Raw genomic sequence first — 13,511 nt, forward strand, 5'->3', positions numbered from 1 at the left:
TCAACCGATCGTGCAGGCGCCGTTCACAAGGGCTTTGGCGATGCCGATCCGGAGGATGTCGTTGGTCCCCTCCCCGATGGCCATGAGCGGGGCGTCGCGGTAGTAGCGCTCGACCGGGAACTCGGTTGAGTAGCCGTATCCGCCGTGGATTCGCATCGACTCCAGCGAGGCGGCCAGTGCTGTTTCCGAGGCGAAGTACTTCGCCATCCCTGCCTCGGAGTCCACCCGCTCCCCGGAGTCGGCTTTTGCCGCGGCCCAGTAGGTGAGGAGGCGGGCGGCTTGGAGCCGTGTGGCGAGGTCGGCGAGCTTGAGTTGGATCGCCTGAAAGTTCGCAATGGGCTGTCCGAACGCGTGGCGTTCCCGGGAATAACGCAACGCGGCGTCGTACGCCGCCTGTGCGACGCCCACCGCGCGGGCCGCGACGTTGATCCGTCCAATCTCGAGGCCGGAAAGCGCCTGCTGCATGCCTCGGCCCTCGACGCCGCCCAGCAGTGCCGACGCCGGCACCACCACGTCCTCGAGCACGACCTCACAGGACTCGGTGCCCTTGTAGCCCAGCTTGCCCAGGTCTCGGCTGACGGAGAAGCCTGGGCTTGCGGTGTCGACGAGCAGGAGGCTAATCCCGCGATGAGCCGGTGTCGACGAAGGGTCGGTCTTGACGAGAACGGGAAGCACGTCGGCATGGCGAGCATTGGTGATCCAGGTCTTCGTTCCGTTCACGATGTAGTGGTCGCCGTCCAGGCGCGCCCTCGTGGAGATGCCTTGTAGGTCGGTGCCTGCTCCGGGCTCTGTCAGACCGATCCCGGTTCGATGCTCACCGGAGGCGAGCCGGGGAAGGAACTTTCGCTTCTGCTCTTCAGTACCGTGCCGGGCGATGATCCAACAGGCCAGATTGTGACTGCCAAGGATGCCGGCGATGCCCATCCATCCTCTGGATATCTCTTCATAGACAAGGGCGAAGGAGACAAAGTCCAGGCCAAGCCCGCCGTATTCCGGGGGAGTGGTCATCCCGAACAGACCCATTGCACGCAAGTGAGCCACGATCTCGGTCGGGTAGCGCCCGGTACGCTCCCATTCCACTGCCACGGGGACGATTTCCCGGTCCACCATGGCGCGCAGAGCGGCCCGGAAGTCTTGCTGTTCCTCCGTGAACTCGAAGTGCATGTCTACCCCTTGCTTGAGGCGCGCGACCTACGGTCGGCGGTGTCGGACTCGGCGATGTCGGCGGCCAGAGCCAGTACGGCGTCAAGGGAGCTCTCATCGGCGAGGCCCCGGATCCGGTCAGCGAGTTCGATGGCGCGGCGGTGCCCACCACAGTTGGCTGTGAACTTCGTCAGTACCTCGTCGTCGGTCAGTGGATTGGCGCGGGTGCCGCGGCTTCCCGCCACCTCTCCGATCACGGTGCCGCCGTCCGCGAGGTGAATAACCGCACGTCCCGGTGCGTCCGCAGCGGGGCCTTCGGTGGACATGGGAAGTACGTGAACGCGATCGGCGAGGGCGGCCACGTCGGGCCTTGCGATGGAATCGGCGGTATAAGTTTCCAGCGTCACGGCGCCGTCGGTGAGTAGAGCTGCGACGCTCCAGGGTAGGTCGAACTTGGCGCCATAACTGCTGCGGGGGACGGCGGTTCCGGCGCGGGGCACGCAGACGATCGAGATGCTGTCCGGATGCACCTCCACATCGACGGCGGAGATCATCGGCAATTCCACCGGCTCCGTGGCGGCGCGGCAAGCCGCAGCCACGGCATCGAGCGTGGCGTGCATGAGCTGACAGGACGGGTACGGCTTGATCGAGATGTGTTCGGTCTCCCAGAAGTCGCCGAGACCGCGGGTTACGGCCTCTGGTTCGAAGGCGTGCGCAGACAGTGCGCGATAGATACCGTGGCTGCCCTCGATCACTGATTCGGGACCGGACGCGCCAGCCGCAGCGAGCCGGGCGGCGAGGACGCCGTTCAGCCCGGCCATCCCGGGGTGCAGTGACTTCGTGTCGGCGCTGGTATGGAGAAACTCCATCAGGCCACCCGACGCCGATCCGGCGATTCCCAAGGCGTCAACCATCCGGGGCACGGGCATTCCTGCCAGCCGCGCGGCGACCAGCGCCGAACTCAGCGTTCCGCACACGGCCGTGGCGTGCAGCCCGCGCGCATGAAAGCCATGCGGGCTGGCGGCACCCAGGCGACAGACGGTTTCCAGCCCCACGACTGCGGCGGTAAGGATCTCGGCCCCGCTTGCCTGCACTTCCTGTCCCACGCTAAAGGCGGCGGGCAGACTGACCGTCGTGGCATGGACCAGCCCCAACGAATGAGTGTCATCGAAGTCGAGGGCATGCACGAGCGCTCCGGTGGCAAGCGTTGCCGCCGGAGCCGAAAGGCCTTGCCGGCCAGTAACGGCCCAGGCCTGCGACGGGCCCCCCAGGGCATGCGCGACCGTCCACGCCGCCATGCCGTGGCCCAGCCGCCGCGCCGCAATGGCGTTGCCGACACCATCAAGCAGATGTCGGGTCGCGGTGGTCTGTACTCGATCCGGGATGTCGGCAAGGCGGAGCTGCGCGGCCCACGCTGCCAGGTCGGTGGCGATCATCGCGTGCTGCCAGGAGTCGAGGTCCGGTTGCCGGGATCGGCGTCTCGTCCGGTTTCCGATGCGGGTTGCGCTGCCGACCTGTCGGGACCGAATGCGCCGGCGGCCGCGTAGCGCAGTATCCGGTCCTCGTCGTAGCCCAGAAGGCCTCGCAGGACTACGTCGAAGTCCTCGTTGCGGCGTGGCGCCCGGCGGTGTTCGACGACGGAGTCGCCGAACTGCACGGGGGAACGGACTGATCGGACTGTTCCGAACACCGGGTGCTCAGTCTCGACGATCAGCCCACGTGCGTGTGTGTGGGGCTCGGCGATTGCATCGGCCACATCATTGATCGGCCCCGACGGCACGCCCGCAGCCGCGAGCGTTGACAACCACTCCTGCACGTCGCGCTCGGCGAAGATCTCACGTAGGGCAGCGAGCAGCTCCTCGCGGTTCTCGGCTCGATCCACGAAGGTGGCGTATCGCGGGTTGTTCGCTAGGTCAGGGCGATCGAGCGCTCTGACCAGGCGTTGCCAGAACTTCTCCTTGGCGCAGCCCACAACCAGCCATCCATTCCGCGCGCGGAAGACCTGGAACGGCACGAGGGAGGGATGCGCCGAGTCGGGCATCCGCCTTGGCTGGTACCCCTCGTTGAGGTACCAGGTTGCCGGATAGGTCAGCAGGGACAGCGCTGTGTCGTACAGGGAAACGTCACAGTCCCCACCGATTCCGTCCCGTCGCGCCGCGTGCACACCGGCCATTAGGCTGAGCGCCGCCACGAAACCCCCTGAATAGTCGACCAGGGACAGGCCGGTCTTGGTCGGTGGCCCGTCGGGGTCACCGGTCAGACTCATCCACCCGGCGAGACCCTGGAGGATGTAGTCGTAGCCGGGCTCCTCGGACCGTGGTCCGGTCATGCCGAATCCTGTCAGGCTGCAGCACACGATGGCCGGGTTCAAGGGCGCCAGATCGACGTAGCGGATCCCAATCTTGTCCGGGACGTCGCCGCGAAGATTCGAATACACGGCATCGCTGGTGCCGACGAGGTCCTCGAAGACTTCACGCCCCGCAGCTGTAGACAGGTCAAGGGACAGGCTGCGCTTGTTGCGGTTGAACGTCTCGAAGAACAGAGAGTCCTCACCGCGGGCGAAGGGGGGCACATACCGTCCGACGTCCCCGCCGTGTCGGGGATCCTCAATCTTGATCACTTCGGCCCCGAGTTCCGCCAGGTGCAGGCTGCCGAACGGTCCCGCGCCGTATTGCTCGATCGCGATGATCCGGATGTCCTCGAGGGGTCTCACTTGCCGGCCTCGGGAATCGTCAGCGGTCCGCTCTTAGCGGTTGGGAAGTAGTTCTGGCCGATGCCGCTGGATCGCTTGGCGACCATCACCGATCGTCGCCAGGAGACGATCTCGTCGCCCTCCTGGTTGAGTCCGCGGGTGATCATCGAGACGATCCCGGCGAACGGTTTCGAACGCGACTCGCGCAAGGCGGTGCAGATGCTCTCGGCGTAGAGGGTGTCGCCGACATAGAGCGGGTGGGTCAGCCGGATGTCCGTCATCTCAAGGTTTGCCACCGCGTTCTGACTCATGTCCAGCACGGAGAGGCCGAGGACCACCGCGATGGAGAGACCAGAGTTGACGATGACACGGCCAGCGGTGATGGGGTTCCCTGCCGCAAGGTGGGCGTTGAAGTGATTCTGGTTGGTGTTCACCGACAGTAGCGTCACCCACGTGTTGTCCGCCTCTGAGATGGTTCGGCCCAAAGGGTGTTGATAAACCTCACCAACCTGAAAGTCTTCGAAGAACCGGCCCACCGTCGCCGAATGCATGGTTGTCACTGGCACCTCCCTCGGCAACCTAAACATCTGAGGTTTTGGTCCGTCAACCCACCACGGCCACCCCAGACCGATGGTTCACGCGGCCGTAGGAACTAATACCTCAGAGGTATTGACGTTATGGGGGGGACCTCGTAGCGTCGTGGCCCACCAGCCGCCCACCGAGGAGAGACATGAGCTATCGCATCGGAGTCGATGTCGGTGGAACATTCACCGATGTCCTGCTCATCGAGAGTGGGACCAGCAAGCTGACCGCAGCCAAGGTGCCGTCAACGCCGAAGGACCTCACCAGCGGCGTGATGGCCGGCATCACCAAGGCGTGCCAGGAGGCCGGCATCACGCCGAGCGAAGTGACCCACGTCCTGCACGGCACCACCGTCGCTACCAACGCCGTTCTGACCGGCGGAGGCGCCCGCGTGGGCCTGATCGTGACCAAGGGTTTCCGCGACGTGCTGCAGATCGCGCGGTCGCACGTACCCGGTGACTACGGAGCCTGGGTTGTCTACAAGAAGAGCGACCCGATGGCTCCCGCCGAGCTGACCTTCGAGGTCGACGAACGCGTGACCGCCCACGGCGAGGTCCTGCGCCCACTGGACGAGGACAGCGTACTGGCTGCGGCTCGCGCGCTCAGGGACAAGGACATCGAGGCACTTACCATCTGCCTCATCAACTCCTACGCGTACAACGGCCACGAGCGCCGCGTCCGCGAACTCGTCGCCGACGTGCTCCCGAGCATCCCGATCTCGATCTCCAGTGAGGTCGTCCCGGAGATGCAGGAGTACGAGCGGACCCTGACCACGGTGGCGAACTCCTACGTCCACCCGGTGGTCCAGCACTACATCGAGGATCTCGAACGCGAGCTGAAGTCCACCATGTCGGACGTCCAGCTCCGGATCCTCAAGTCCGACGGCGGCCTGGTCGGCGCCGATCGCGCGGCGAACTACCCGGTGAACCTGCTGATGAGTGGTCCCGCGGGCGGCGTCGCCGGGGCGGTGTGGGTGGCCGAGCAGGCGGGCTACCGCGACATCATCACCTTCGACGTCGGCGGCACGTCCACGGACGTCGCCCTGGTGCAGGACGGGAAGCCGCAGCTGCGGCGCGAAACCATGATCGGCGACGTCAGCGTCCGCGCCTCGTCGATCGACGTCCGGACCGTCGGTGCCGGCGGCGGCTCCATCGCCTCGGTACCGGAGGTGACCAAGGCGCTGCGCGTCGGCCCACAGAGCGCGGGCGCCGAGCCGGGGCCGGCCGCCTACGGCCGCGGCGGGACCGAGCCGACCGTCACCGACGCCAACGTCGTGCTCGGCGCCCTGCCGACCGATACCCGGCTGGGCGGCGAGATGAGGCTGGACCGGGACGCCGCCGTGGCCGCCGTGTCAAAGATCGCCGAAGCGCTCGACCTGTCGGTCGAGGACGCCGCAGCCGGGATCATCGACATCGTCAACGAGAACATGTACGGCGCGCTGCGGCTGGTCAGCCTCGAACAGGGGTACGACCCGAAGGACTTCGCGCTCGTCGCGTTCGGCGGGGCAGGCCCGCTGCACGCGAACGCGATCGGCAAGCTCCTGCGCTCGTGGCCGGTGATCATCCCGCGCAGCCCGGGCGTGCTGTGTGCGTACGGCGACGTGACGACCCGTGTGCGGCAGGAGTCCTCACGGACGTTCGTCCGGCAGTTCGCGACGGTCGACCTCGGCGAGGTGCGCGAGGTATTCACGGGGCTCCAGGCGCTCGTTCGCAAGGCGCTCGACAGCGAGGGCGTTCCCGCGGACCAGCAGCAGATCGCCATCGAGGCCGATATCCGCTACAGCGGACAGTCCGATGCGATCACCGTGCCCGTCACGATGGCGGAGCTCACCCCCGAGACGATCGGTGAGGTGCGCGAGCGCTTCGACCAGATGCACGAGCATCTCAACACGTTCCGTATGGACACTCTCGACCACGAGTTCCTCAACCTGAGGGCCATCGGCCTGTCCGACCCGATGACCGCCGCAGCCGAGGCGCTGCCCGAGGGAGACGGGGACCCGTCGGGTGCCCGGGTAGGCGAGGTGGACGCGTACCTGGAACGTGTCTGGACTCGGCCCACCGTGTACGACCGGAGCCGGCTGCGTGCCGGGGACCGGCTGGTCGGACCGGCGATCGTGCAGGAGATGGACTCCACCACGGTCATCCTCGCCGACCACGTCGGCGTCGTGGACCGCGTCGGCAACATCATCATCAACCCGCAGGCGCGCGAGGAGGCCACGAGCGCATGAGTGCCACCGTCATCGAGACCAACACGGCCCCATTCACGCCCGTCGAGCTCGACCCAATCACGGTCGACCTCGTCGAGAAGGGCTTCGAGAACGCGTTGCACCGGATGAACGCGCTCATCTTCCGGGTCAGTATGTCGCCCCTGATGCGCGAGCAGCGGGACTCCTTCCCGATCCTGACCGACCGCAACGGGGCGCAGATGGCCGGACAGTTCGGCTCCCCGGTGCAGAGCTTCCTCGACAACTACGAGGGCACGGTGGAGGAGGGCGACATCTTCCTGACCAATGACCCTTACGTCACCCAGGGCGCGATCAGCCACCTCAACGACTGGCTGATCGTCGTGCCGGCCTTCCTCGACGGCCGCCTGATCGGCTGGTCGGCCATCTTCGGTCACCAGACCGACATCGGGGGCACCGTGCCCGGGAGCATGCCGATCGCGGCCTCGTCGCTGTTCGAGGAGGGTCTGGTCATCCCGATCGTGAAGCTGTACTCCAAGGGCGAAGAGCAGAAGGACATCGTCAAGATCCTGCTGGGCAACTCCCGGACACCCCATTGGATCCGCGCCGACCTCAACGCCCTCGTCTCCGGGGCGCGCCTGGGGCGCAACGCGATCGTGGAGATGGCCACCCGCTTCGGCGTCGACGAGTTCTACTCCGCGATCGACGCGCTCAAGAAGCGGTGTCACAGCGCCATGCAGCAGGTCATCCGGACCCTCATCCCCGAGGAGAAGGCTACCTTCGAGGACTACCTCTGCGACGACGGAATGGGCACCGGTCCGTACAAGCTGCGCTGCACCGTCTGGCGTGAGGGCGACGTCGCGCACTTCGACTTCGAGGGCACCGACGCGCAGTCGGCAGCGTCCATCAACCTGCCGTACAACCCGCAGATGTTCCGGATGCTCACTGGCCAGTTGCTGGTGTTCGTGTTCGACCCGGGCATCGTGGTCAACGATGGTTTCCGGGACCTCATGGAGGTTTCGTTTCCCAAGGGGTCCTGGCTCAATCCGCACTACCCCGCCGCCAGCTCCGGGCGTACCCACGGCCTCGGCCGCATCTTCGACGTCGTGAGCGGCGTGCTCGGGCAGTCCAAGCCGGAGTACATGTGCGCCGCCGGCTTCTCGTCCAGTCCGCACTTCGTGTTCTCCGGAAAGCACGACAACGGGGAGGACTTCCTCCTCTTCCAGGTCGCCTTTGGCGGCATCCCCGGTCGGCCGGTGGGCGACGGTGTCGACTGCCACTCGGTGTGGCCGAAATTCCGCAACATGCCGAACGAGTACGTCGAGGCGCACTTCCCCGTCGTGGTGGAGAACTACGAGACGATTCCCGACTCGGGCGGCCCCGGGCTGCACCGCGGCGGCAACGGGTTGCGGGTGACGTACCGCTTCCTGGAGGGCGGGGAGATCTCGCTGCACGACGACCGGTGGCTCACCTACCCGTGGGGAGTCAACGGCGGGGTTGCCGCCGCGCGTAGCGAAAAGCACCTCGTGAAGGCGGACGGCAGCTCGATCCCGCTACCGTCCAAGTGCGACGGGGTGGCGGTGGAGAAGGGCGACCTCCTCGTGTTCGCGACCTGGGGCGGAGGCGGCTGGGGCGACCCGTTCAACCGGCCCACGGCCGCGGTGCTCGAGGACGTACGGCGGGGCTCGGTGACCGTGGCCGGCGCCCGTCGCTACGGGGTAGTGGTCGACGGCGAGGCGCTCACGGTTGACGAGGAGGCCACCGCGCGCCTGCGGGAGAGCATGCGGGCGGAACGCGGCGAGGCGCCGTGGATCGACCGCGGGTTCGACACGGTCGAGGAGCTGCTGGCCCGGTGCGAGGACGAGACCGGTCACCCCGCGCCCACACCGCCGCCGGCGATCGACGAGCTCGCCGTCCCCGCGAACGCCGGCTGAGTGACCACCATGCCGGGAATACAGGACGGCCGGACGCCGATGCCGGACGGGATCAGCGACGACATCGCGGCGGTGTGTCGCGAGTCGGCCGCCGTCGCCGAGGAGGAGCTCCGCCCGTTCCTCGACGAGCTGCACGTCCGGCCCGTGCCGACGACCAGCGGCCACGTCCAGCCCGCCGCGGGCTGGGCGTGGCTCGCCCGAGGCGGCCGGTCGGCATGAGCGGGGAACGGGACACCACGCACCTGCTGCGGTCCGCACCGGCGCTGCTGGAGGCGTACCGCACCGGAACGGCCGATCCGGTGGAGGTCACGCGGCTCTCGCTCGGGACGCTGCGGCAAGCGCACCGGACACTCAACTGCACAGTAGTCTTCCTCGAGGAACAGGCCTTCGCCGCAGCGGAGGAGTCACGCCGGCGATGGCGGGAGGGACGGCCTCGCTCCCTAGAAGGCCTGCCGTTCGGCATCAAGGATGTCTTCGACCTCGCTGGCGCCGTCACCACAGGCGGTTCCCGGGTGCACCGCGACAGGGTGGCGACCGAAACCGCGGAAGCGGTGCGACGGCTGCTCGACGCCGGCGCAGTGCCGGTGAGCAAGGACGCGACAACCGAGTGGGCCATCGGCGGCCCCCACAATCCGCTGCACGGTGCGGTCCGCAATCCGTGGGACACCCGACGGTGGGCGGGCGGCTCGTCCACCGGGTCCGCGGCTGCCGTGGCGGCGGGCGCCTTCCCGTTCGCCCTCGCCTCTGACGCCGGCGGGTCGATCCGAATCCCGTCGGCGTACTGCGGGGTGACGGGACTCAAGCCCACCAACGGCTTGGTCTCACGGCACGGTGCGCTGCCGCTGTCGTGGACCACCGAATCCGTGGGGCCGATCGCCGCCAGCGCGGTGGACGCGGCGATGATGCTGGCCGTCGTAGCCGGCCACGACCCCCGCGATCCACAGAGCCTCCCCGCCGGGTTCGCCGGAACGGGTGTGGTGGACGACCGTCTCGACGGGGTCCGGGTGGGCCTGCCCGGCGGATACTTCACGGACGGGTGCGATGCAGCCGTACTCGCGGCGTTCGATGGCTTGCTTACCACGCTGATGGACCTCGGGGCGGAGGTGGTCGACGTCGCCGTGCCCTCCGCGCACGCCGCCCATCACATCGGCTACCACGTTCTCTTCACCGAGGCGTGGACTGTGCACGCCGCCCAGGCGGCGAGCTTCGCCGACTACGACCCCGTGGGGCTGCGGCGGATGGCACGCGGTTCGGCGACCTCCGCGCGAGACTACTTGCGGATGCTGGCCTTCCGTCACGAGCTCCAGCGGGAACTCGAGGACGCCTTCGCCCTGGCAGACGTCCTCGTGATGCCCGGGACCCCCGCGGCCGCGGCCACCCTGGACGACCTCTGCGTGACGGTCGACGGCGTCAAGGTGCCGATGTACGCGGCGCAGAGCCGGGCCACCATCATCTGCAACCTCAGCGGAGTCCCGGCCCTGATGATGCCCACCGGGTTCACCCCGGACGGGCTCCCCGTCGCCGCGCAGGTCGTGGCGCCACCGTTGCGCGAGGACCTGTGCCTGCGGGTGGGTGCGGCGTTTCAGGGAGCCACCGACCTTTATGGGCTCGACCCCATCGTGCCGGCCGCGGACTGAAGGGAACAGGCGTGCCAACCATTCGGGTCAACGGATTTGACATGTACTACGAGGTCGTCGGCGACGGCGCGCCCGTCGTCTGCCTGACCGGATGGGGCACGGGCGCTGGCCACGGCTTCGCCGCCTACCCGCGGCGGCTCACCGAGAACTATCAGGTCATCTACTACGACCACCGCGGTCTCGGGCGGTCACGCGGGGGGTTGGACCGTGAGCCGTCCACCGAGCTCTACGCCGAGGACGTCGCGCATTTGCTCGACCACCTAGGCGTGGGCCCCGCGCACGTGTTCGGCCGCGGCGGACTGGGGGGCTGCATCGCCCAGCGGCTCGCCGTCCAGCGCCCCGATCTGGTGGCGAGCGCGATCCTCGGGCAGTCGTGGGCGTACGCCGACGCCACGCTCGACGCCCAGTTCGTCGCGCTCGCCACGCTGCGGCGGCTATCCTTCGAGGACTTCCAGCGTGCCTGCGCCTGGCTCTGCTACACGCCGGAGTACTTCGAGGAGCACCACCGCGAGCTCCTCGGCCCGCACGGCGCCTGGACGGACATCAAGGACGCTGGCGACGCACACCTAGCGCTCATCGAGGCCTCCCGGACTCACGATTCGCGCGACGACCTGCACACGATCTCGTGCCCGACCCTGGTGATCCAGGCCGGGCACCCGGACTGGATCACGGGGCCGCGTCTCGGCGAGGAGATCACGAAGCGCCTCCCCGCGGCGGAATTGCTGTACCTGCCTGACGCGCCGCACGCCGTCAGCACCCATCCGGCGTCCTGGGTTCGCTATACCGAGACCCTGATGGACTTCCTCGCCCGGACGAAGGGGGCATCGCGGTGAGCGGCCCCCTCACCGGCCTCCGCGTAGTGGAGATGGGGCAGTTGCTGGCCGGCCCCTTCTGCGGCCAGCTGCTCGCCGATCTCGGCGCGGATGTCGTCAAGCTCGAGGACCCGCGCCGCGGCGACCCGATGCGCGAGTGGGGCCGGCAGCGCCCGAAGGGCCAATCGCTGTGGTGGGCGGTCGTGGCCCGCAACAAGCGCTCAGTCACCGTGAATCTCCGCGAACCGGCCGGCCAGGACCTCGCCCGGGCGCTCATAGCCACAGCGGACGTCGTGGTCGAGAACTTCCGACCGGGCACGATGGAGCGCTGGGGCATGGATTACCCGACGCTCGCCCGCGTCAACCCTGGCCTGGTGATGGTCCGGGTTTCCGGTTTCGGGCAGGACGGCCCCTACGCCCAGCGTCCCGGGTACGGCGCGATCGGGGAGGCAATGGGCGGACTCCGGTACGTCGTAGGGGACCCCTCCACGCCGCCGTCCCGCGTCGGCATCTCGATCGGCGACACCCTCGCCGCGACGTTCGCGACCATCGGGGCGCTCGCGGCACTGCAGGAACGGACCCGGAGCGGCTGCGGGCAGGTGGTCGACTCGGCGATCTACGAGGCCGTCCTCGGCATCATGGAGTCCCTCGTACCGGAGTGGCAGATCACCGGCTACCAGCGGGAGCGGACCGGCGCGATTCTGCCCAACGTCGCCCCGAGCAACGTCTATCCCACCCGCGATGGCACCTGGATCCTCATCGCCGCCAACCAGGACACCGTCTTCGCCCGGCTCGCCGTCGCAATGGGACGGCCCGAGTTGGCGGACGACCCGCGGTACTCCAGCCACGGCGCGCGCGGGGAGCACCAGGCCGAACTGGACGACCTCGTCGGGGAGTTCACCGCGCAGCACTGCGCCGAGGAGCTGGAGGCGCTGCTCATCGAGCACGCCGTGCCGGTGGGGAAGATCTTCCGTCCCGTCGAGATGCTCGCCGACCCGCAGTACCAGGCTCGCCGGTCCATCACCGAGGTGGTCCACCCCACGCTCGGGCCGGTCGCCATGCAGAACGTCTTCCCACGCCTGAGCCGCACCCCCGGCGGAATCCGATGGCCCGGCCCCGAGCTGGGGCAGCACACCACACAGGTGCTGGCGGAGGTCGGGCTGGACGCCAAGGCGGTCGAAGACCTGCGCGCCGAGGGAATCGTGTGAGCGCCGACCTGGACAACCTGCCCGGTTCGATCCGCATCGTCGAGGTGGGCCTCCGTGACGGACTCCAGGCGGTGCCGGAGCCGCTGCGTACTGAGGACAAGGTTGATCTGGTGTACCAGCTGGTGGAGGCGGGACTCCGAGAGATCGAGGCAGTGTCCTTCGCCCACCCGAAGGTGCTGCCGCAGCTTGCCGATGCGGCCGAGGTGATGGCAGTGGTCCCACGCTGCGGCGACGTGACCTACCGGGGCCTGGTTCCGAACCTCCGGGGCGCGCAGCGCGCCGCCGATTGCGGCCTGGACGAGATCGTGGTGGTGGTGTCCGCCGACGAGGAGGTCAGTGTCCGCAACCAGAACCGGACCGTGGCGCAGATGCTCGCGGAGCTGGACGGGATCGGCCAGGTGGCAGCAGACTGCGGTGCCCGCCTGATCGTGGGTGTCGCGTGCGCGTTCTTCGCCCCGGCCCGCGGGCCGGTCACCAATGCTGAGACCGACCGGGTTGTGGACGCCGCCGTCGCCGCTGGCGCGGGTGGTGTCTACCTCGCCGGAACGTCCGGCGTGGAGCATCCCGGGGAGTTTGCCGCCGGGATCGCCCGCGTCCGGCGGCGGTACCCGGGGCTGCAGGTCGGCGTCCATCTGCACGACCGCAACGGGTTCGCCATGGCGAACGCACTGGCGGCGATGGCCGCGGGTGCCGACTGGCTGGAGGGCTCCTTCGCGGGACTCGGCGGGGACCTGTGGTTCCCCGGTGATCCGACCGTGCTCGGTAACGCTCCGGTGGAGGACCTGCTCCACCTGTGTGCCAGCATGGGCGTGGAGACTGGCGTCAACCTGGACAGGTACCTGAAGGTAGTGGATCGTGTGGTCGCGTTGACCGGCCGGCCGGCGACCTCGTTCGTCACTCGGGGCGGATCTCGAGCGCAGCTCGCCCGGGCGTCGTGGGCCGTGGCCACTCGGCAAGCCACCTGTTGATTCGTGCCGGCGACGACTCGAGGTGAACGCAGTAGCGATGTGGTGGTGGGGCGACGGTCTCGATCGGTTCGCCTACGCCTATGACGACGGTGACTGTCCTGCCGGTTTGCCAACCGAGTCGAGCGCGTCGACGTCCTCGGCGGCCTAATCCGCGACGCGCGTCGCGGACGGGTCCAGATTCAGCCGTCGTTGACATCGTACCGGCGGCGATCGGTGGGGGAGGAGATTGGGAACAGCGGGGCGCGCTGAACGGCGTTCAACGGCGTCCGACCGGGTTGAGCTGCTCGCATCGTCTCGCCGTGACCTGTGACCTCTCGTGTTCGTGTTGGTCAGAGAATGGGAGCAAGCGGCTA

At 68.2% G+C, this 13,511-nt stretch carries 11 protein-coding genes; 7 read left to right on the forward strand and 4 right to left on the reverse strand.

The window, feature by feature from the left end; all coding sequences use genetic code 11:
- The 4 genes from HC031_RS09550 to HC031_RS09565 are packed head-to-tail and all read right to left on the reverse strand — an operon-like array spanning nt 1 to nt 4,386.
- Complete coding sequence (locus HC031_RS09550; RefSeq protein ID WP_167924814.1) at nt 1-1,164, reverse strand: acyl-CoA dehydrogenase family protein; 1,164 nt, start codon at nt 1,162-1,164, stop codon at nt 1-3.
- 2 nt (nt 1,165-1,166) lie between these two features.
- Nucleotides 1,167-2,579 (reverse strand): MmgE/PrpD family protein, encoded by a 1,413-nt coding sequence (locus tag HC031_RS09555; protein ID WP_167924815.1) that lies wholly within the window; start codon nt 2,577-2,579, stop codon nt 1,167-1,169.
- A complete protein-coding gene (locus tag HC031_RS09560) occupies nt 2,576-3,856 on the reverse strand; it encodes a CoA transferase (RefSeq protein WP_167924816.1) in 1,281 nt (426 codons plus the stop codon). The genes HC031_RS09555 and HC031_RS09560 overlap by 4 nt, the downstream gene beginning before the upstream one ends.
- Nucleotides 3,853-4,386, reverse strand: coding sequence for a MaoC family dehydratase (locus HC031_RS09565; RefSeq protein ID WP_167924903.1), 534 nt, complete (start codon nt 4,384-4,386; stop codon nt 3,853-3,855). The genes HC031_RS09560 and HC031_RS09565 overlap by 4 nt, the downstream gene beginning before the upstream one ends.
- 179 nt (nt 4,387-4,565) lie before the next feature.
- On the opposite strand from HC031_RS09565, the gene HC031_RS09570 reads away from it, so the two are divergent.
- The 7 genes from HC031_RS09570 to HC031_RS09600 are packed head-to-tail and all read left to right on the forward strand — an operon-like array spanning nt 4,566 to nt 13,158.
- Nucleotides 4,566-6,644 carry a hydantoinase/oxoprolinase family protein gene (locus HC031_RS09570; protein WP_167924817.1) on the forward strand — a complete coding sequence of 693 codons (2,079 nt, stop codon included), beginning with the start codon at nt 4,566-4,568 and terminating at the stop codon, nt 6,642-6,644.
- Nucleotides 6,641-8,533, forward strand: a complete 1,893-nt coding sequence (locus HC031_RS09575) for a hydantoinase B/oxoprolinase family protein (RefSeq protein ID WP_167924818.1) — start codon at nt 6,641-6,643, stop codon at nt 8,531-8,533. Before HC031_RS09570 ends, HC031_RS09575 begins: the two co-directional genes overlap by 4 nt.
- The gene (locus tag HC031_RS09580) at nt 8,534-8,752 is read left to right on the forward strand and encodes a hypothetical protein (protein ID WP_167924819.1); all 219 of its coding nucleotides are present in this window, start codon (nt 8,534-8,536) and stop codon (nt 8,750-8,752) included. It abuts the gene before it with no gap.
- On the forward strand, nt 8,749-10,170 hold the full coding sequence (locus HC031_RS09585) for an amidase (protein WP_167924820.1): 1,422 nt from the start codon (nt 8,749-8,751) through the stop codon (nt 10,168-10,170). Before HC031_RS09580 ends, HC031_RS09585 begins: the two co-directional genes overlap by 4 nt.
- A gap of 11 nt (nt 10,171-10,181) precedes the next feature.
- Complete coding sequence (locus tag HC031_RS09590; RefSeq protein ID WP_167924821.1) at nt 10,182-11,003, forward strand: alpha/beta fold hydrolase; 822 nt, start codon at nt 10,182-10,184, stop codon at nt 11,001-11,003.
- Nucleotides 11,000-12,190: a CaiB/BaiF CoA transferase family protein gene (locus HC031_RS09595; protein WP_338090559.1), complete on the forward strand. Its 1,191-nt coding sequence runs from the start codon at nt 11,000-11,002 to the stop codon at nt 12,188-12,190. Before HC031_RS09590 ends, HC031_RS09595 begins: the two co-directional genes overlap by 4 nt.
- Nucleotides 12,187-13,158, forward strand: coding sequence for a beta/alpha barrel domain-containing protein (locus tag HC031_RS09600; protein WP_205862472.1), 972 nt, complete (start codon nt 12,187-12,189; stop codon nt 13,156-13,158). Before HC031_RS09595 ends, HC031_RS09600 begins: the two co-directional genes overlap by 4 nt.
- The last annotated feature ends 353 nt before the right edge of the window (nt 13,159-13,511 follow it).

The organism is Planosporangium thailandense, from assembly GCF_011947195.1.
GTDB lineage: Bacteria > Actinomycetota > Actinomycetes > Mycobacteriales > Micromonosporaceae > Planosporangium > Planosporangium thailandense.